The 17,907-nt window shown below is 71.9% G+C and carries 13 protein-coding genes; 2 read left to right on the forward strand and 11 right to left on the reverse strand.

The window, feature by feature from the left end:
• Window positions 1-130 precede the first annotated feature (130 nt).
• Both ABT147_RS20340 and helR read right to left on the reverse strand, forming a co-directional pair.
• Window positions 131-2,902, reverse strand: coding sequence for an alpha/beta hydrolase family protein (locus ABT147_RS20340; RefSeq protein ID WP_351407984.1), 2,772 nt, complete (start codon window positions 2,900-2,902; stop codon window positions 131-133).
• A gap of 201 nt (window positions 2,903-3,103) precedes the next feature.
• Complete coding sequence (gene helR / locus ABT147_RS20345; RefSeq protein WP_351407986.1) at window positions 3,104-5,380, reverse strand: RNA polymerase recycling motor ATPase HelR; 2,277 nt, start codon at window positions 5,378-5,380, stop codon at window positions 3,104-3,106.
• A 463-nt stretch (window positions 5,381-5,843) separates the two neighbouring features.
• Here helR and ABT147_RS20350 point away from each other — a divergent pair, with 463 nt between their 5' ends.
• On the forward strand, window positions 5,844-7,394 hold the full coding sequence (locus tag ABT147_RS20350; RefSeq protein ID WP_351407988.1) for a right-handed parallel beta-helix repeat-containing protein: 1,551 nt from the start codon (window positions 5,844-5,846) through the stop codon (window positions 7,392-7,394).
• A gap of 41 nt (window positions 7,395-7,435) precedes the next feature.
• Here ABT147_RS20350 and ABT147_RS20355 read toward each other — a convergent pair whose 3' ends face one another.
• A complete protein-coding gene (locus tag ABT147_RS20355; protein WP_351407990.1) occupies window positions 7,436-8,305 on the reverse strand; it encodes an alpha/beta fold hydrolase in 870 nt (289 codons plus the stop codon).
• Between the two features lie 140 nt (window positions 8,306-8,445).
• Window positions 8,446-8,859: a VOC family protein gene (locus tag ABT147_RS20360; RefSeq protein ID WP_351407992.1), complete on the reverse strand. Its 414-nt coding sequence runs from the start codon at window positions 8,857-8,859 to the stop codon at window positions 8,446-8,448.
• Between the two features lie 225 nt (window positions 8,860-9,084).
• Here ABT147_RS20360 and dacB point away from each other — a divergent pair, with 225 nt between their 5' ends.
• Window positions 9,085-10,431 carry a D-alanyl-D-alanine carboxypeptidase/D-alanyl-D-alanine endopeptidase gene (dacB, locus tag ABT147_RS20365; RefSeq protein WP_351407995.1) on the forward strand — a complete coding sequence of 449 codons (1,347 nt, stop codon included), beginning with the start codon at window positions 9,085-9,087 and terminating at the stop codon, window positions 10,429-10,431.
• Window positions 10,432-10,507: 76 nt separating this feature from the next.
• Here the strand turns inward: dacB and ABT147_RS20370 are convergent, their stop codons facing one another.
• From ABT147_RS20370 to ABT147_RS20400, 7 genes are all read right to left on the reverse strand, one after another.
• A complete protein-coding gene (locus tag ABT147_RS20370) occupies window positions 10,508-11,566 on the reverse strand; it encodes an ABC transporter substrate-binding protein (protein ID WP_351407997.1) in 1,059 nt (352 codons plus the stop codon).
• Between the two features lie 41 nt (window positions 11,567-11,607).
• Complete coding sequence (locus tag ABT147_RS20375; protein WP_351408188.1) at window positions 11,608-12,486, reverse strand: ABC transporter ATP-binding protein; 879 nt, start codon at window positions 12,484-12,486, stop codon at window positions 11,608-11,610.
• A 110-nt stretch (window positions 12,487-12,596) separates the two neighbouring features.
• Window positions 12,597-13,679 carry a FecCD family ABC transporter permease gene (locus ABT147_RS20380; protein WP_351408190.1) on the reverse strand — a complete coding sequence of 361 codons (1,083 nt, stop codon included), beginning with the start codon at window positions 13,677-13,679 and terminating at the stop codon, window positions 12,597-12,599.
• Window positions 13,680-13,978: 299 nt separating this feature from the next.
• Complete coding sequence (locus tag ABT147_RS20385; protein ID WP_351407999.1) at window positions 13,979-14,983, reverse strand: FecCD family ABC transporter permease; 1,005 nt, start codon at window positions 14,981-14,983, stop codon at window positions 13,979-13,981.
• 90 nt (window positions 14,984-15,073) lie between these two features.
• On the reverse strand, window positions 15,074-15,679 hold the full coding sequence (locus tag ABT147_RS20390) for a tellurite resistance TerB family protein (RefSeq protein ID WP_351408002.1): 606 nt from the start codon (window positions 15,677-15,679) through the stop codon (window positions 15,074-15,076).
• 130 nt (window positions 15,680-15,809) lie between these two features.
• A complete protein-coding gene (locus tag ABT147_RS20395; RefSeq protein ID WP_351408004.1) occupies window positions 15,810-17,543 on the reverse strand; it encodes a DEAD/DEAH box helicase in 1,734 nt (577 codons plus the stop codon).
• Window positions 17,544-17,636: 93 nt separating this feature from the next.
• Entirely contained in the window at window positions 17,637-17,840 is a 204-nt protein-coding gene (locus ABT147_RS20400) for a cold-shock protein (protein WP_005483357.1), read from the reverse strand.
• Window positions 17,841-17,907 lie beyond the last annotated feature (67 nt).

A 17,907-nucleotide genomic window follows, 5' to 3' on the forward strand; every position in this document is an offset into this window, starting at 1 on the left:
CGGGGCCCGGACGAACCGGACCCCGCACAAGCACAAGAGGGCGCTCACGATCCCTCTGACGTCGTACCTCTTACGCCGTACCTCTTACGCCGTACCTCTTACGCCGTACCTCTTACGCCGTACCGCGTGCTCACGGCCTGTCGAGCACCGTCCCCGTCAGCACCGGCCCGTCGGGCAGCGGCTCGGTGTTCCTGTCGGTCAGTGCCAGGCGCAGCGACTCGGCCGGCTCGGCCACCTGGTCCCGCACGGTCGGTACGACGAAGTCCACGCTGGTGCTCCCGGGCGGGATGTTCAGCCACACCCACAGGCTCGCGTCGGACAGCGGCCGCTCGGGGTCGGGCACGTCACCGGACGAGTCCTTGAGCCACTGCGGGTCCACGTCCTTGGTGGACAGCTCGGCGCCCTCGGTGACCGGAAGCACCCGCACCGGCTCCCAGATGTCCACCGCCGTGGGCGTGTCCACGGACATCCGCCAGGTCAGCGACTCTCCCTCGGTCACCCGGTCCACGACCGGCGACAGGGTGACCACCTGCTCGGGGTCGTCGTTCTCGACGACGACCCCGCCCCGGTACTTGCCGACGACGGCGCTGCGGACGGCCTTGACGGCGATGTCGTGCTGCACGTCGTAGTTGTAGGCCGTGTCGCCCTTCACCTTGACCGGTACGTCGATCGCGCCGCTGCCGGGCCGTACGGTCACGAGGCGGCTCTTGGCCCGGCCGCTGTCCGGGTCGAAGACGTACACGCGGACCTGCCCGCTGCCGTGCCCGGAGATCTGGACCGGGATCCGGTAGGTGCGGGTGCCCGTGTCGCCCTCCTTGACGGTCGTGCGGCCCACGTCGACCCGCGGCAGTGCGGCAGCCTTCACCGCCGGAGTGCCGGGCGCCCAGCCCCACGCGTCCATCAGCCAGGCCCGCCCGGACCGCGAACGGGGCGTCAGCTCAAGGGACTTGACATGCCTGAGATCGAGCTTGGCCCGGGTCGCGGCCGACAGCGGGACGCGCAGCTCCTGAGCCCAGTAGGAGGAGGTGTTCGCGGAGCCCGGGAGCCCGTCCACCCGGACCGAGCCCAGCTTCACCCGGCGGTTGGCGGAGTCGGTGACGGACACGTCGAACTTCGTGCCGGTCGTGTTCGGGGGTACGAAGACCCGGAGCGCGAGCTTCTGGGAGCCGCGCAGGGAGAGCGGCTTGGCCGGAGTGACACGCGCGGCCTTGCCCGGCGCCGACCACTTCAGGGCCACCGCGCCGCGGCCGGTCTCCTTGTCCGTCTCCCACGACGCGAAGTGCGGTGACGATCCGGGGGTCTCCGGGGACAGACAGGCCACGGCCGGGTCGGGGTCGACCGCCGAGCACAGCCGGGCGCCGGTCACCTTCACCCCGCCGTCCGGCAGGAAACCGGCGCCGCGCCGGCCGCCGACCGCGTGGGTCAGCACCCGGGCCGGGTCCGCGGACGGGGCGCGCCTGCCCGAACCGTCGAGCAGCGGACGCACCCGGTCGTCCCCGGCGAGGAAGAGCCGGGCCGCGGCGGCGATGTACGTGGCGCCCGCCTTGTGCTGCTGGGCGGCGGTCAGCCGGGTCGCGGCACCCGGCGCGCACACCGGGTCCGGTCCCTCCTCCGGGTCGGTCCCGAAGTCGTCCTGGGCCGGGGCGACGGCCTCGCCCGGGGTCCACTCGCTGTTGAAGTAGTTGTGGTTGGCGCCGACCATGTAGACCGCGCTGTGCAGTGCCGTGCCCCGGCTGATCCCGCGCGTCCCGTCGACGAAGTCCTCGCCCTGCAGGTCCGACACGTCGCCGTCGCAGCCCGGCAGCAGTGTCACGGACGGCACGTCGGCGACCGGGTTCTGGCCGAAGATCGTCGGTCCGACGAGCACGGTCCCGCGCACCTTCCAGCGCACCGGGCCCCGGTAGCCGTCCTCGGCGGCCGGCGGCGGGTAGAGGCTGTCCATGGCGGCCCGGTTGACGCCCTCACCACCGCGCGAGTGGCCGACGAGCAGGACCTTGGAGAGGTCCGCCTTGGGGGCCTCGCGTACGACGGCCGGGGCGGAGGAGGGACGGGCTGTCCAGTCGGCCCAGCGGGCGAGGTGCTGCCGTACCAGCGAGGAGCGCGCCTGCGCGCCGGCGTCCTCGGCGTCCCCGTCCTGGGCGTTGATGCCGTTCGCCGAGATCGACACCGTCACATAGCCCTGGGAGGCCAGCAGTCGCTGGTCGCGCAGATAGCCCCGGTGGCTCGGGATCGGCTTGTAGCCCTTCGCACAGGGCCAGTCGATGGTGACGTCGTCCTTGGAGCCCGGCTTGTAGCAGGTGCCGTGGCGGCCGTGCAGGAACAGCGCGAGCGGCCGGCTGCCGGTGGCGCCCTTCGGCGCCACCACCTCGGCGGTCATCTCCACCGGGGTGTCGAACCCGGGCAGCCGCACCGGGGCGAGGTCGTACTTCCCGCTGACCGTGCGGTACGAGCCGGGCCGGCCAGGATCGACGCCGTTCGCCGGCGCCTGCGCGGGTATGCGGGGCGCGCGCGAGCCGGACCCGCCCGCGTCGTCGGCCGCCGCGTCCAGCCGGCGGCCCCCGGCCGTCACCTGAAGGTCCGCCAGCTGCTCGGGCCGCGTCTCGCCGAGGGCGAGCCGGAAGGTCCGCCCGTCCCTCGCCTGCTTCGGCACCCCGAGCGGCCGGCCCCCGGTGCGGAACTCGACCCGCGCGTCCCCCACGGGCACCGCCTTCGGCGCACGCCAGACCAGCTCGGGCGCCCCCCTGCTCCCGTCGATCCGCCACCCCGGCGGAAGCGGGTCGTCGTCCGACGCGCTCAACAGCCGCGATTCGTGCGGCTGTTCAGCCTGTGCCAGTCCGGGCGAGCCCGCCAGGGCCGCCAGCACCGCCACGGCGGTCACACATATTCGCCGGGCACGGATCAATGATCCTCTCCTCAACACCCTGTGCGCAGACGTCCCGTCGGTCCCGGGTGCCTCTCGCGTCACCTAGGACGGTGGAGGAGTGTCTGAGGGTTGTCTGTGAGGAGAGGCCGACAGCGGGCGGGCGACGCGATCAAGCCGGTGCGGCTGATCGCTCGCCGGCTCTCGCGTGCGCCGCCCCCGCCCCCCGGCCCGGACTCCGCCTCAGCCGGTCGTCAGGACGACCAGCCGCTGCGTCGCCCGGGTCATCGCCACATAGTGGTCCACCGCTCCCTCGATGCCCTCGCCGAAGTCCTCCGGGTCGATGAGGACGACGAGGTCGAATTCGAGGCCCTTCGACAGTTCGGGGGTGAGGGAACGGATGCGGGGCGTCGCGCGGAAGCGCGAAGCGGAGAGGGGGTCGGAGCCCGGGGCGGCGATCACGCAGGCGATCCCGTCGGCGATCCCGTCGGCGTCGGCGGCCAGCCACGCGTCCAGGGTCCCGTCCAGGTCCGACGCCGGGCCGTAGGTGACCGGGACGCCGCCGCTGCGGATCGACGTCGGGACGTTCGCGTCCGGGAGCGCGGCCCGGATCACCGGCTCCGCCTCCGTCATGATCTCTTCCGGTGTGCGGTAGTTGATGGTCAGGGAGGACAGGGTGACGCGGTCCAGGCCCACCCGCTTCAGCCGGTCCTGCCAGGACTCCGTGAAGCCGTGCCTGGCCTGGGCGCGGTCGCCGACGATCGTGAAGCTGCGCGACGGGCAGCGCAGGAGCAGCATCTGCCACTCCGCGTCCGTCAGTTCCTGCGCCTCGTCCACGACGACATGGGCGAACGGGCCCGCCAGGAGATCCGGGGACAGGATGGGGAGTTCGGAGTTGTCCACCAGGCTGACCTGGGCGTCCTCGCCCCGGAGCATCGTCACCAGGCCTTCGCCGTCGTCCGCGTCCGCGCCGGAGTTGGACACCGCCTCGATCAGGTTGTCCACGACCTGGGTCATACGCTCGCGCTGCGCGGCGAGGGTGGCCGCGTGCCGGCGCTTGCGGCGGGCCGTCTCCGGGTCGCCGAGGCGTTGACGGGCCGCGTCCAGGAGGGGCAGGTCGGACGTCGTCCAGGCCCGGGGGTCCTCGCGCTGGAGGCGTCGTACCTCGTCCCGGGTCAGCCAGGGCGCGCACAGCCGCAGATACGCCGGTACCGTCCACAGGTCCCCGACCAGGTCCGCCGCCTCCAGGAGGGGCCATGCCCGGTTGAAGGTCGCCACCAGGTCCCTGTTCTGGAGGAAGGACCTGCGGAGCAGGGCGGGGGAGACGGGCGTGTCCGCGTCCGGGTCGGCGCCGTGGTCGGCATCGGCTTCGGCCGCGGCCTCGTGTTTGTCGTTCAGGATCGTGAGGAGTTCCTCCCAGACCTGGTGACGGGCCTCGTTGTGCGGGGTGCCCGGTTCCGCCGCGTCGAAGGCGGCGGCCCAGTCGGCGGGGCTCAGCCGGATGTCGGACCAGGGGGTCGTGACCGTCATGCCCTCGGCGGGCGGTTCCTCGTAGAAGCGGACGGCCTTCTCGATCCCGCCCACCAGGGCCGCCGACGCCTTCAGACGCGCCACCTCCGGATCGGACTCCGTACCGGCCGTCGCCCCCTCCTCGACCAGGTCCCGCAGGATGCAGGTCTGTACGCCCTCCTCGCCGAGGCTCGGGAGGACATCGGCGACGTAGGAGAGGTACGGGCGGTGCGGGCCGACGAAGAGGACGCCGCCCCGGCGGTGACCGAGGCGGGGGTCGGAGTGGAGGAGGTAGGCGGAGCGGTGCAGGGCCACGACCGTCTTGCCGGTGCCGGGGCCGCCGTCCACGACCAGGGCGCCCCGGGAACTCGCGCGGATGATCGCGTCCTGGTCGGCCTGGATGGTGCCGAGGACGTCCCGCATACGCTCCGACCTGTTGGTGCCCAGGCTGGCGATGAACGCGGACTGGTCGTCGAGGGCGGCGGCGTGGTGGTCGGTGAGGCCGTCCAGGTCGGCCGGGGAGAAGACCTCGTCCCAGTAGTCGCTGATACGGCCGTTGGTCCAGCGGTAGCGGCGGCGGCTCGTCAGGCCCATCGGGTTGGCGTGCGTCGCGCCGAAGAAGGGCTCGGCGGCGGGGGAGCGCCAGTCGATCAGCAGGCGGCGGCCCGTGGTGCTGTCCGTGAGACCCAGGCGGCCGATGTAGACGGGGTTCCCGGGGTCGTCCGTGCTCACCATGTGGCCGAGGCACAGGTCCAGGCCGAAGCGGCGCAGGGTGCGCAGCCGGGCGGTCAGGCGGTGGATCTCCGTGTCCCGGTCCATCGCGTGGCGGCCCAGACCGCCGGGGGCCCTGCGTACGGCGTCGAGCTGGGCGGACACCTCGGCGATCGACTCCTCGAGGCACCGCGCGAGCGCCGCGAAGTGCCGCTCGTCGGCGGCGATCAGGGCCGGGTCGGCCTTGGCGGAGAGGCGGTCGGGGAGGTCGAACGCGCGGGGGGTGGTCGGGGGGGTCACTGCATTCGCTCCGAACGCTCCGAAGATGAGGTCACTTACCACCATGGGGCCTGCTCCACGGGCTCTGCTCAATGGGCTCTTCTCCATGGGCTCTGCTGGACGGGTCTGGTCGATCGATACTGGCTCAGGCCGGAGATTCTGCGGCACGACGGGGGTCTTGCCGCAAGCCCCCCGGTGCGCTATACGTTGAGAGTGGCAAGGAGTGGGGTTACCTCCTTGCCTTTATTGTTGGCCGCTCTGTTCACATCCTCGGATGATCTTCAGTGCACCGACCTTCCATCCGGGTTAGATGGCCACTTTCACCCTTCACGAGTTCATCCATGTGAACACTTTCCTCGCTCCGGTGTATTGACGCGCCCAGGGCGCCCCCCGACACTCGCCAAAGGGAAAGCGCTTTCCGTGTCGGATTCTGGACCACGACCCTGGAGACCGAGCGATGAAATCGACCCATATCAGACCTGTCATGGCCATGGCGAGCGCAAGTCTCGTCGCGGGCCTGCTGGTCGCGTTGTCCGGTACGACGGCGCAGGCCGCGACCGCCCGCTACGAGGCCGAGACGTCACCGGCCGTCTGCACCGGCACCATCGACTCCGACTGGACCGGATACTCGGGCAGCGGATTCTGCAACGGCACCAACGCCGTCGGCGCGTACGCGCAGTTCACCGTGACCGCACCCGCATCGGGCACGGCGACCCTGTCCGTCCGCTTCGCCAACGGCACCACCGGGGCGCGGGCCGCGAACATCACGGTGAACGGTACGACCGCCGCGACCACGTCCTTCGAGGGCACCGGCACCTGGACGGCGTGGACCACCAAGACGCTGACCGTGCCGGTGACCTCGGGCGGCAACGTCATCCGGATCAGCCCCACCGCCGCCACCGGCCTGCCCAACATCGACCGCCTCGACGCCGTCGTCCCCGACGGCACCACCACACCGCCGCCGGCCGGCTCCACGCTGTACGTCGCGCCGAGCGGGACGGACGGCGCGACAGGCACGATCTCGGCCCCCACCACCCTCACCTCCGCGATCAGCCGGATCACCCCCGGCGGCACCATCTACCTGCGCGGCGGCACCTACGCCCACGCGTCCACCGTCACCATCCCGGTCGGCAACTCGGGGACCGCCGCCGCCCGTACGAAGCTGTCGGCGTACCCGGGGGAGACGCCGGTCCTCAACTTCGCGGCGCAGAGCGAGAGTTCGTCGAACCGGGGGCTGCAGATCAACGGCTCCTACTGGCACGTCCACGGCCTCGTCGTCGAGCGTGCCGGGGACAACGGGATCTACGTCGGCGGCAGCGACAACGTCATCGAGCGGACCGTGACGCGGTTCAACCGGGACACGGGGTTGCAGTTGGGGCGGATCGCCTCCAGCACCCCCGCCGCCGACTGGCCTTCGGACAACCTCGTCCTGAGCGCCGAGTCGCACGACAACGCCGACTCCGACGGGGAGGACGCGGACGGCTTCGCCGCGAAGCTCACCACCGGGACCGGGAACGTCTTCCGGTACGCCGTCGCCCACAACAACATCGACGACGGCTGGGACCTCTACACCAAGACGGACACCGGGGCCATCGGGCCGGTGACCGTCGAGGACTCGCTCGCCTACGAGAACGGCACCCTCAGCGACGGGTCGCAGGCCGGGAACGGCGACCGCAACGGCTACAAGCTCGGCGGCGACGACATCGCCGTCAACCACGTCGTCCGGCGCAGCATCGCCTACGACAACGGCAAGCACGGTTTCACGTGGAACAGCAACCCGGGCACGATGGCCGTCTCGGGCAACGTGAGCATCGACAACACCGAGCGGAACTTCAACTTCGACGGCGGTACGTCGGTGTTCCGCGACAACACCTCGTGCCGTGGTGGCAGCGGTACGAACGACCGGATCATCGGCAGCTCCGACAGCTCCAACCAGTTCTGGTCCGGGGCCAACGGGTCCCGCTGCTCCTCGTACTCCGGCGGCCTGCACTGGTCGTTCGGGAGCGACGGCAGTCTCGACGTCACCTTCGGGTGAGAGGACAGGGACTCGTCACCCCCGCTCGCGGCGGTTCGCCGTCACGGGCGGGGGTCTTCCCCTGTCGGGCCGGTGCCGTCGACGAAGGCCGCCAACACCCGGGCGTACGCCTCGGGGTGGGTGACGTGGGGGATGTGGCCCGCGCCCTCGAAGGTGTGGGTGGCCGCCTGGGGGAGGGTCTCGACGAGGCGGGCCGTGATCGGGGCGAACCACGGCAGGCCGGCTGTGCCGCTGGTGAGGAGGGCCGGGCCGGTGTAGGCGGCGAGACGGGGGAGGTCCAGGTCGGCCCCGTGCGGGTCGCGGTGTTCGTCGAGGAACGTGGGGGCGTTGGCCAGGAAGGTCTGCTGGACGGGAGGGGGCAGCTGGTCCCAGGTGCCGGGGCCGAGGGCGATCTCGTCCGTGAACTGGCGGGCCGCCGCCGGGAAGTCGTCCGCGCGGAGGTGGGCGAGGACGGAGGCGAACCTCACGGCGATGTCCGTCAGGAGCGACCGTGCGCGAGGGCCGTCGGACACGAGGCCCGTGAGCGGGGAACCGTCGGCCACGATGCCCGTCAGCGGGGGATCGTGGGCGACCAGGCCCAGGAACAGGTCGGGGCGGTGGGTCGCCAGGCCCAGCGTGGTGGAGGCGCCGAAGGAGTTGCCCGCGACGTACGCCGGGGCGAAGTCCAGGGTCTCCATCAGGGCGGCCAGGTCCTCCTCGTCCTCACGTCGCGTGCCCTGTCCCGCGGGACGCTCGCTGCGGCTGTGGCCGCGGCGGTCGTAGACCAGGACACGGAAGCGTTCGGTGAGGGCGGGGAGGACCGGGATCCAGTTGTGGTGGTCGCCCCAGGAGCCGTGCACCAGGACCAGGGGGTCGCCGGACCCGGCTGTCTTGTAGAAGAGTTCGACGCCGTTCGCCTTGGCCCAGGGCATGGTGGGTCTCCTCGTCCGCCGGGGTCGGTGGGCCGCCACCGTCCGGTGGTGCCGTGGACCTCAACGAGGCGTCGTACCCGTCGGTTGTGCGTGCGTCGGTTGTGCGCGCGCCCGGCCCGGCGCCGGTGCGCCCTCGGTGATCAGCCCTGCGTCTCGCCGATGTTCACCATCCACGGGACGCCGAAGCGGTCCGTGCACATGCCGAAGACATCGCCCCACATCTGTTTGTCGAGGGGGACGGAGACCGAGGCTCCGGCGGAGACCTTCTCCCAGTAGCCGCGCAGCGCCGCCTCGTCGTCGCCGTTGAGACAGACGGAGAAGTTGGTGCCGGGGGTGTAGGGCATGCCGGGCGGGGTGTCGGCGCCCATGATCATGAAGCCGCTCGGGGTCTCCAGCGCGCCGTGCATGATCTTGTCGGATTCCGGGGCGTCGGGCTGTCCGAACTCACCGAAGGTGTTCAGCGTCAGATCGCCGCCGAAGACCTCCTGGTAGAACTCCATCGCCTGCCGGGCGTCGCCGTTGAAACTGAGGTAGGGGTTGAGTCGCGCGATCACGAGAACCTCCCTGAAACGGACAAACGGTCAGTTGTCCGGAGACTAGCCCCCGCCACTGACAACGGCATGCCGGACCGCCCGCACGCACCTGTCCGCCCGTACGGCGTGGCCCCCGTCATAAACGGAATGGGGAGCGTCAAGTCTTCACAAAGTACCCATCAGTAGGGGGAGTCGAGACTGTTACTTTCGCTTTCAAGATTTCCTCACCCCCCACCGAGGCCCCCCATGCCCACCCCCACGCCCGCCCCCTCCTCCGTCGTCCGCGCGAGCGGCCGGCACCGTAAGGCCAAGGCTCCGAACCCGGCGTTCCGCAGGGCGGCCGTGATCGCGGTCGTCGCCCCCGTCGCCGGGACGATCCTGGCCGGGACGTCCGCCTTCGCCGCCGACAAGACGACCGCGAAGGCCGGTGCCACCGAACTCGACGCCGCCGAGCAGAAGATCGCGGACAACCTGAACACGCGCAGCCAGGACACCCGCCTCGGCAGCACCCTCAGCGGTGTCGTCATCGACGCCAAGTCCGACAAGGTGGTGTGGGGGCACGACGCGGACACCGCGCTGATGGCCGCGTCGAACACGAAGCTGGCCACCTCCACCGCCGCGCTGACGGTGCTCGGCCCGAACCACCGGCTGACCACGAAGGTCGTGTACGGCGACGGCACGCTCACCCTCGTCGGCGCCGGTGACCGCACGCTGACGACCGACGACCTCGACGCGCTCGCCAAGACCGCCGTCGCCGGGCTGAAGCACGCCGGCCTCACCTCGGTGAAGGTCCGTATCGACGACAGCCTCTTCCCCGAGCCGACCCTCGCCAACGGCTGGAACACGGGCTACTACCCCGACTCCATCGCCCCCGTACGCGCGCTGGTCGTCGACTCCCACAACGTCGACGACACCTCCCTCGACGCGGGCGGAGTCTTCGCCAAGCTGCTCGCCGACCGTGGGGTCACGGTCGACGGTGACGTCACGCGCGGGGTCGTCGGCAAGGGGGACGTGCCGGTCGCCTCGCACACCTCCGACAAGCTGTCCACGATCGTCAAGCGGATGCTCAAGGTCAGCGACAACGACATCGCCGAGTCCCTGCTGCGGCTCACCGCGCTCGGCGCCGGCCGCTCCGCCACCTTCGAGGACGGGACCGCCGTCGTCCGCGACGTCCTCACCCGGTACGGCGTCCCGCTCGACAACTTCGCGATGTACGACGGCAGCGGGCTGTCCCGGGCGACCCGGATCCCGGCGCGGACCATCGCCGACATCGTCGACCTGGCCGCCGACCCCCGGCACGCCCAGACGCTGAAGTACATCATCGACGGGCTGCCCGTCTCGGGTGAGGCGGGCGCCACCCTGGGCCCGGAGTTCGGCCGCTTCGACACCGCCGACTCCCAGTGCGCCGTCGGCCAGGTCAAGGCCAAGACCGGCACCCTCACCGGCGCCGTCGCCCTGAGCGGTCTGACCAAGGGCCAGGACGGGCAGTGGAAGGTCTTCTCCTTCATCGAGAACGACTCCACCGCAGGGCCGTCCGACATCAAGGACGCCCTGGACGGCCTCGCGGCCACCGTCAACGGCTGCTGGGCGTAGCGCCCCGCACCCTCAAGCACTCACGGACGCCGGCTGTGGGGACGGCCGGCGTCCGTGGGGTACGACGACGTGGCCTCTACTGGGCGGTGAGGTGGTCCTCCAGGTCGCCGAGGACCTCGTCGGCGGCGGTCACGCCGAGGCCGAGGTACCAGGTCTCGTCCGGGACGTCGTACGCGTGACCGGCCTTGACGGCGGACAGGTTCTTCCACAGCGGGTTGCCCTGGGCCTTGGACTTGTCGGTGGCCTTCGGGTCGCCGTACACGCCGGTGAAGATGTAGTCGGCGTCGGCCTGGTCGATGTTCTCGGCGCTGATCTCGGCGGCGAGGTCCTCGATGTCCTGGTTCTTCGGGCGGGGGACGCCGACGTCCTTGAGGATGGTGCCGATGAACGAGGCGTTGGCGTAGAGACGGACGACGCCGTCGGGCATGTAACGGACCATCGACACGGTCGGCTTGTCGGCGCCGAGCTTCTTGCCCAGCGCGTCGGCCTTCGCCGCGTACGCCGCCAGCTTCTCCTTCGCTTCCGCCGTCCTGTCCAGGGCGGCGGCGTTGAGGAGGTAGTTCTCCTTCCAGGTGAAGCCGGGGCGGACGGAGAACACGGTCGGCGCGATCTTGGACAGCTCGTCGTACTTGTCGGCGGCGCGCAGCTGGCTGCCGAGGATCAGGTCGGGCTTCAGCGCGGCGATGGCCTCCAGGTTGAGGCTGTTGATCGTGCCGACGTTCTTCGGGCTGCCCGCGTCCTTCCTCAGATACGACGGCAGCTCGGGCGAGCCCTCGGTCGGCGCGAGCCCGACCGGCTTGATACCGAGGGAAACAACGTTGTCGAGCTCGCCCACGTCGAGGACGACCACGCGTTTCGGTTCCGCCTCGATCTTCGTCTCGCCCATCGCGTGCTCGATGGTGCGCGGCCACTCGCCGGCCTCGGCGTCCGTGCCCATCGCTGCGGTCTTCTTCGCGGCGTCCGCGAAGTCCTTGCCGCCCTTGGCGACGTCCTTCTTCTCGGCGGCGCCGGCGGAGGCCCCGGCACCCGACCCCTCCCCGTCGGAGGAGCCGCCGCACGCGGTCAGGGCCAGCGCGGAGGCGAGAGCGAGGGCCGCGGCGGTGGTGCCGCGGCGGCGGAGGGGCGTGGGGGGCATGGGGGGCTCCCGTCGGTCACGACTGTGGACTTAGGTACGCCTTACTTTATGGGTTTCCTGTGGGCCGGGAAGCCATGGAGCGTGTGGTTCCGGACACCTGGCGGGCCCGGCACCACCAGCGGATCACCCGTCACCGGATCCGGTACGACGACCGAGGCGAGCCCGAACACGTCCTGGACCAGCTCGGCGGTCACGATGTCGGCGGGCGGGCCCTGCGCCACGATCCGGCCCGCCCGCATGGCGATGAGATGGTCGGCGTAACGGGCGGCCTGGTTGAGGTCGTGCAGCACCGCGACCACCGTCCGGCCGCGTTCGTGGTTCAACTGCCGTACGAGGTCCAGGACTTCGACCTGGTGGGCGATGTCGAGGTACGTCGTCGGCTCGTCGAGCAGCAGCAGGTCGGTGTCCTGGGCGAGGGCCATCGCGATCCACACGCGCTGTCGCTGACCGCCCGACAGCTCGTCGACCGGGCGCTCGGCGAGGTCGAGGGTCCCCGTGCGCTCCATCGCGTGGGCGACGGCCGCCTCGTCGTCGTCGGACCACTGCCGCCACCACTTCTGGTGCGGCTGCCGCCCGCGCGAGACCAGGTCCGCGACCGTGATCCCCTCCGGCGGCACCGGCGTCTGCGGCAACAGCCCGATCACCTGCGCGATCCGCCGCGTGGGTACGTTCGCCAGCTCGGCCCCGTCCAGCAGCACGGCCCCCCGCCGAGGCTTCAGCAGCCGCCCCAGCGCCCGCAACAACGTCGATTTCCCGCACGCGTTGGGCCCGACGATCACGGTGACCTTCCCGTCCGGCACCTCCAGATCGAGCTCCTCGACGACCGTACGGTCCTCGTAGGCGAGGGTGAGGGAGCGGGCGGCGAGGCGGGAGTTGGTGCGCGGGTTGGGGGCGGCGGGGGTTGTCGGGCGGGTGCGGATGGGTGGGGGCTGGTCGCGCAGTTCCCCGCGCCCCTGAGAAGCGGGGGCTGCGCCCCTCGCTTCCCGGCCGGTGGGGTCTGTGGGGTTCTGCCCGGTGGGGTGGTCGGCGGTCACGCGGTTCCTCCGGAGCGGTTGCCGCGGGTGCGGATGATCAGCCACATCAGATAGGGGGCGCCCACGAGGGCGGTGAAGACGCCGACCGGCAGTTCCAGCGGCGACAGCAGCTTGCGGGCCAGCACATCGGCGACGACCACGATCAGCGCACCCGTCAGCGCGGAGCACACCAGCGGAACGTGCGGCGTACGGGTCAGCCGCCGGGCGATCTGCGGGGCGAGCAGCGCCACGAAGTCGACGGGCCCGGCGGCCCCGGTCGCCACGGAGGCGAGGACGACGCCGAGGACGCTCAGCCCCAGCCGTACCCGGCCGAGCCGGACACCGAGCGCGGTGGCCGTGTCGTCGTCGAACGCCGCGCTCCGCTGGGCGCGGGCCGCCCACAGCAGGAACGGCACGAGCAGCAGCAGAACCGTCGCGAGCGGCGCCGCCTGGTCGTAGCCGCGGCCGTTGAGCGACCCGGTGAGCCACACCTTGGCCTGCTGGGCGACGAGATAGTCCCCCTTGGTCACCAGCAGCCGGGTCAGTGAGCCGAGCGCCACGGAGATCCCGATGCCGACGAGCACGAACCGGGATGCGCTGAGCCCGCCCCGCCAGGCAAGCAGATAGACGAGCAGCGCGGCCAGCAGCCCGCCCACGACGGACACGTACGGCAGCGCGGCGGCCGAGGTGAGCCCGAAGGTCATCGCGGCGACCGTCGCCGCGCCCGCGCCGTGCGTCACCCCGATGATGTCGGGGCTGGCGAGCGGATTGCGGGCCATGGTCTGGATCAGCGCCCCGGACAGCCCGAACGCGACCCCCACCAGCAGCCCGGTCACCAGCCGGGGCAACCGCAGCTCCCCCACGACCAGTTCATCGGGACTGGGCAGCCCGACCAGCACCCGCACGACCTCGTCCGGCGAGACGAACGCCTCCCCGACACACAGCGACACCACCACCGCCACCGCGAGCAGCCCGGCCAGCACGAGGGCCACGCCCATGGCCCGCCGATACACCAGAAAACTGCTCCCCCACCCACCCCGCACGACAACATGCCCAACGGGCCGGCCGGACAGGGCCCCACCGCGAGGCCGGGGAACGATGGGAGGAGCCGTGGCGTAGGCCGAACGCTCCGCGAGACCGGCGGTCCCGGCGGAGGCCGAGGCCCCGGAGGAAGCGGCGGTCGCGGCGGCGGAGGCCCCGGGGAGCGCTGACTCCCCGGACCCTGGGGCAGCGGTGGCTGCGGCGGCGGAGAACCCTGGGGACGCCGACTCCCGGCCCTCCCCGGCCTCCCCGGACCCCGGCGAGCCGGCGGTCCCGGGAGCGGTGGCCCGCCCCGGCCGCCGGGCGCCGTTGCCGCTGCCCTCGCCGTGGTCGCGGTCGTCGTGGTCGTCGACGTGCGTCATGCCGTCGCCACCGCTTTCCTCCGTACCAGCACGATCAGGAACGGCACGCCCGCGAGGGCCGTCATGACGGCCACCGGTACCTCCGAAGGGCGTACGACGACTCGGCCGAGGACGTCCGCGAGGAGCAGCATCACCGGGCCGAGCAGTGCGGCCATCGGCAGCAGCGTGCGGTGGCCGGGGCCGACGAGGGCGCGGGCGATGTGCGGGACGGCGAGTCCGATGAAGGCGATGGGGCCGGCCGCGGCGACCGCGGCGCCCGTGAGGACGGTCGCGCCCAGCGCGCCGGTCGCCCGCAGCAGCGCCACATTGCGGCCGAGCCCGCGCGCGATGTCGTCGCCGAGCGCGAGCGCGTCCAGACCGCGGGCCATGGCCAGCACCAGCAGCAGCCCGGCGAGCAGGAACGGCCAGACCTGACCGGCGATCGACGCGTCCCGCCCGCTGATCGACCCGACGTCCCAGAACCGGAACTCGTCCAGCGCCCGCGCGTTGGTGGTCAGGATCGCCGAGACGACGGACGCGAGGAACGCGTTCATCGCCGCCCCGGCCAGCGCCAGCTTCACCGGCGACGCACCCCCGCGCCCGCTGCCGGCGACGGCGTAGATACAGACCGCCGCGGCCCCGGCGCCCGCGAAGGCGTACCAGACGTACCCGGTCAGGGAGTGCACGCCGAGGAAGGCGATGGCACAGACGACGCCCAGCGAGGCGCCCTGGCTGATGCCGAGGATGCCGGGCTCGGCGATCGGGTTACGGGTGATGCCCTGCAGCACGGTCCCGGCGACGGCCAGCGCGACCCCGACGAGCACCCCGATGACCGTGCGCGGCACCCGCAGCGCCCGTACGACCTGGGCGTCGTCGGTCGTACCGCCGTGGACCAGCGCGTCCCACACCGCAGAGGGCGGGATCGTACGACTGCCCACCGCGAGGCTCAGCAGCACGGCCAGCGACAGCAGGAGAAGGGCGGCGACCAGCCAGCCGACACGGCGACCCACGACTCCCGACACGCACCCTTCTCCATCACTTTCCCGCACTCAGGCAGCTGAGGCTTGCCTAAGCGTACGGTGTGGGAGAAGGGTGCCCGGGAGCGCCTGCCGTCAGAGGCCGAACTCCTGCGGGGACAGGCCGAGCGCCGCGCACACCTCGCGCAGGACCTGCTCCTCGGACTGGGCGATGTACCCGTCCGCGCCCGCCACCACGAAGCCGGTCTGGACGACCGCCCGCGCCTCCGTCGGCTTCTTCGCGGCCTTGGCGATCTCCTGCATGGCGGTGGCCTTGCCCTGCTGGAAGTTGAACGACAGCTGGTCGACGTGCTTGTTGAAGCGCTGCCGCAGCTGGTCGGCCGGGAAGTTCTGCAGGACGTCGTTGTTCAGGATCAGGGACTCCACGTGCGCCCGCTCGTGCTCGTCCACGTTCCCGTCGGCGGCGGCCACCAGGGCGCAGACGGCCATGCTGGCGTCCCGGTAGGCACCGCTCTTCAGCTCGGTCTTGAGGGAGGTGAGCTGGGACTTGAGCGCGCTCACCAGCTGGGCCTTCGACCCGCCGGAGGACCGCCCGGACCCCGAGGACCCGGTGGAACCCATCGGCCCGTTGGAGCCCATGGGCCCCGCGCCCGGCCGTCCGTGTCCGGTGCCGCCCCGCGCTCCCTGCGCCTGCTGCTGCAGACCCTTGGCCTGGTCCTTGATCCGATCCCACATCGCCATGCGTGCCACCTCGGCTTAGCCCGTGTCGTGCCGGTCGTTCCGGTCGTCCGCGTGCGTTCCGCACGTCTCCCTGTGAACGCCCGCCGCCCCCCTCAGAGTTCCACGGCCGGCCGAGCCCGTTCCGCGCCGCTCAGCGGCCGTTCCCCTTCGCGGGCGCGCGCCGGCGGCTCTGGCCGGGGCGACCCCGGCGGCCGCGGGACGACGAAGCGGACCGGGCGGGCGGCTGGTCGGTGACCGGCGGGGTGATGACGACGGGCACACCCGAGGGGGCCTGCGCGCCGGTGATGCGGTTGAGGTCGGCGCCGCCGGAGCGGACCCGCGTGGTCGTCGGGGTGATGCCGGCGACGGCCATCAGCTGGGTCACCTCACGGCGCTGGTGCGGCAGGACGAGCGTGACGACCGTCCCGGACTCGCCGGCCCGGGCCGTACGGCCGCCCCGGTGCAGATAGTCCTTGTGGTCGCCCGGCGGGTCGACGTTGACGACGAGGTCGAGGTCGTCGACGTGGATGCCGCGGGCGGCGACGTTCGTGGCGACCAGGGTCGTCACATCGCCTTCCTTGAACTGGCTCAGGGCCCGGTTGCGCTGGGACTGCGACTTGCCGCCGTGCAGGGCGGCGGCGCGCACCCCGACGGCCAGCAGCTTCTTGACCAGCCGGTCCGTGGCGTGCTTGCTGTCGAGGAACATGATCACCCGTCCGTCACGGGCGGCGATCTCGGTCGTCGTGGCGTGCTTGTCGTCGTCCTCGATGTGCAGCACGTGGTGGTCCATCGTGGTGACGGCGCCCGCGGACGGGTCGACCGAGTGGACGACGGGGTCGTGCAGGTACTCGCGGACCAGCCGGTCGACGTTGCGGTCCAGGGTGGCCGAGAACAGCATCCGCTGTCCGCCGGGACGCACCTGGTCGAGCAGCGCGGTGACCTGCGGCATGAAGCCCATGTCGGCCATCTGGTCGGCCTCGTCGAGGACGGTGATGGCGACCTGGTCCAGCCGGCAGTCGTCGCGGTCTATGAGGTCCTTGAGCCGTCCGGGTGTCGCCACGACCACTTCGGCACCGCCGCGCAGCGCGCTCGCCTGACGTCCGATGGACATGCCGCCGACCACGGTCGCAAGCCGCAGCCGCAGCGCGCGGGCGTACGGGGTGAGGGCGTCGGTGACCTGCTGGGCCAGTTCCCGGGTGGGTACGAGGACGAGGGCCAGCGGCTGCCGGGGCTCGGCCCGCTGCCCCGACGTACGGGCCAGCAGCGCGAGACCGAAGGCGAGCGTCTTGCCCGAGCCGGTGCGGCCCCGGCCCAGGACGTCCCGGCCGGCCAGCGAGTTCGGCAGCGTCGCGGCCTGGATGGGGAACGGGGCGGTCACCCCTTCGGCGCCGAGGGTCTCCAACAGCCGTGCGGGCAACTCCAGTTCGGCGAACGTCTCGACGGCGGGCAGCGCGGGCGTGACCGTCACCGGCAGCGCGAACTCCCCACCGGCCGCCACGGCGGGCCGACCACCGCCACCGCCGCCACGCGACGGCCTGCTACGGCCGGTCCTGGGCGCGGCGTTCCTGCCCGACCCGTTCCTGGCCGACGCGTTCTTCGCCGGTGCGTTCTTGGCCGTACCGCCCTTGGACGGCGTACCGCCCTTGGACGCCGAGCCGGTCTTGGCGCCCGTACCGGCACCGCTCGAACGGCCCTTCGATGTACCGCCGCCCTGCCCTGAACCACCGCCCGTTCCGGCGCCCGTGCCCTGTGAGCGGGCGCGGTTGCCCCGGGCGGCGCCGGTACCGGCGGAGCCCTTGTCCGTGCGGACGGCAGCGCCCTTCTCCGGCTTCTCCGTGCGGGAGCGGGAGGGGTTGCTGCTGTTCGTACGAGCCGTGCGGTTCATGGGGACCTTCCTCGATGCGGCGGCGCTTGTCGCACACGAGCCGGGGCCCGCACCCTTCGGGCGCGGGCCCCGGCTCATGCGTACGCGTCAGAGTCAGGCGGGAACGATGTTCTCGGCCTGGGGGCCCTTCTGGCCCTGCGTGACGTCGAAGGTCACCTTCTGGCCTTCCTGAAGCTCACGGAAGCCGGAGGTGGCGATGTTCGAGTAGTGGGCGAAGACGTCGGGGCCGCCACCCTCCTGCTCGATGAAGCCGAAGCCCTTTTCCGAGTTGAACCACTTCACGGTGCCGGATGCCATGCTGAAACTCCCTTGATGCAGTGCCCGGAGTCCACACTTTGCGGACCCGGTGTCGCAGCACGGTTCG

The organism is Streptomyces sp. NPDC001868 (genome assembly GCF_040297125.1).
In the GTDB taxonomy this organism is placed as follows: Bacteria; Actinomycetota; Actinomycetes; order Streptomycetales; family Streptomycetaceae; genus Streptomyces.

Excerpts from the sequence above, each read along its gene's own strand:
- ABT147_RS20350 (WP_351407988.1), top strand. The coding sequence starts at position 5,844 with ATGGCCATGGCGAGCGCAAGTCTCGTCGCGGGCCTGCTGGTCGCGTTG.
- ABT147_RS20355 (WP_351407990.1), bottom strand. The coding sequence starts at position 8,305 with ATGCCCTGGGCCAAGGCGAACGGCGTCGAACTCTTCTACAAGACAGCC.
- dacB (WP_351407995.1), top strand. The coding sequence starts at position 9,085 with ATGCCCACCCCCACGCCCGCCCCCTCCTCCGTCGTCCGCGCGAGCGGC.
- ABT147_RS20370 (WP_351407997.1), bottom strand. The coding sequence starts at position 11,566 with ATGCCCCCCACGCCCCTCCGCCGCCGCGGCACCACCGCCGCGGCCCTC.
- ABT147_RS20390 (WP_351408002.1), bottom strand. The coding sequence starts at position 15,679 with ATGGCGATGTGGGATCGGATCAAGGACCAGGCCAAGGGTCTGCAGCAG.
- ABT147_RS20395 (WP_351408004.1), bottom strand. The coding sequence starts at position 17,543 with ATGAACCGCACGGCTCGTACGAACAGCAGCAACCCCTCCCGCTCCCGC.
- ABT147_RS20400 (WP_005483357.1), bottom strand. The coding sequence starts at position 17,840 with ATGGCATCCGGCACCGTGAAGTGGTTCAACTCGGAAAAGGGCTTCGGC.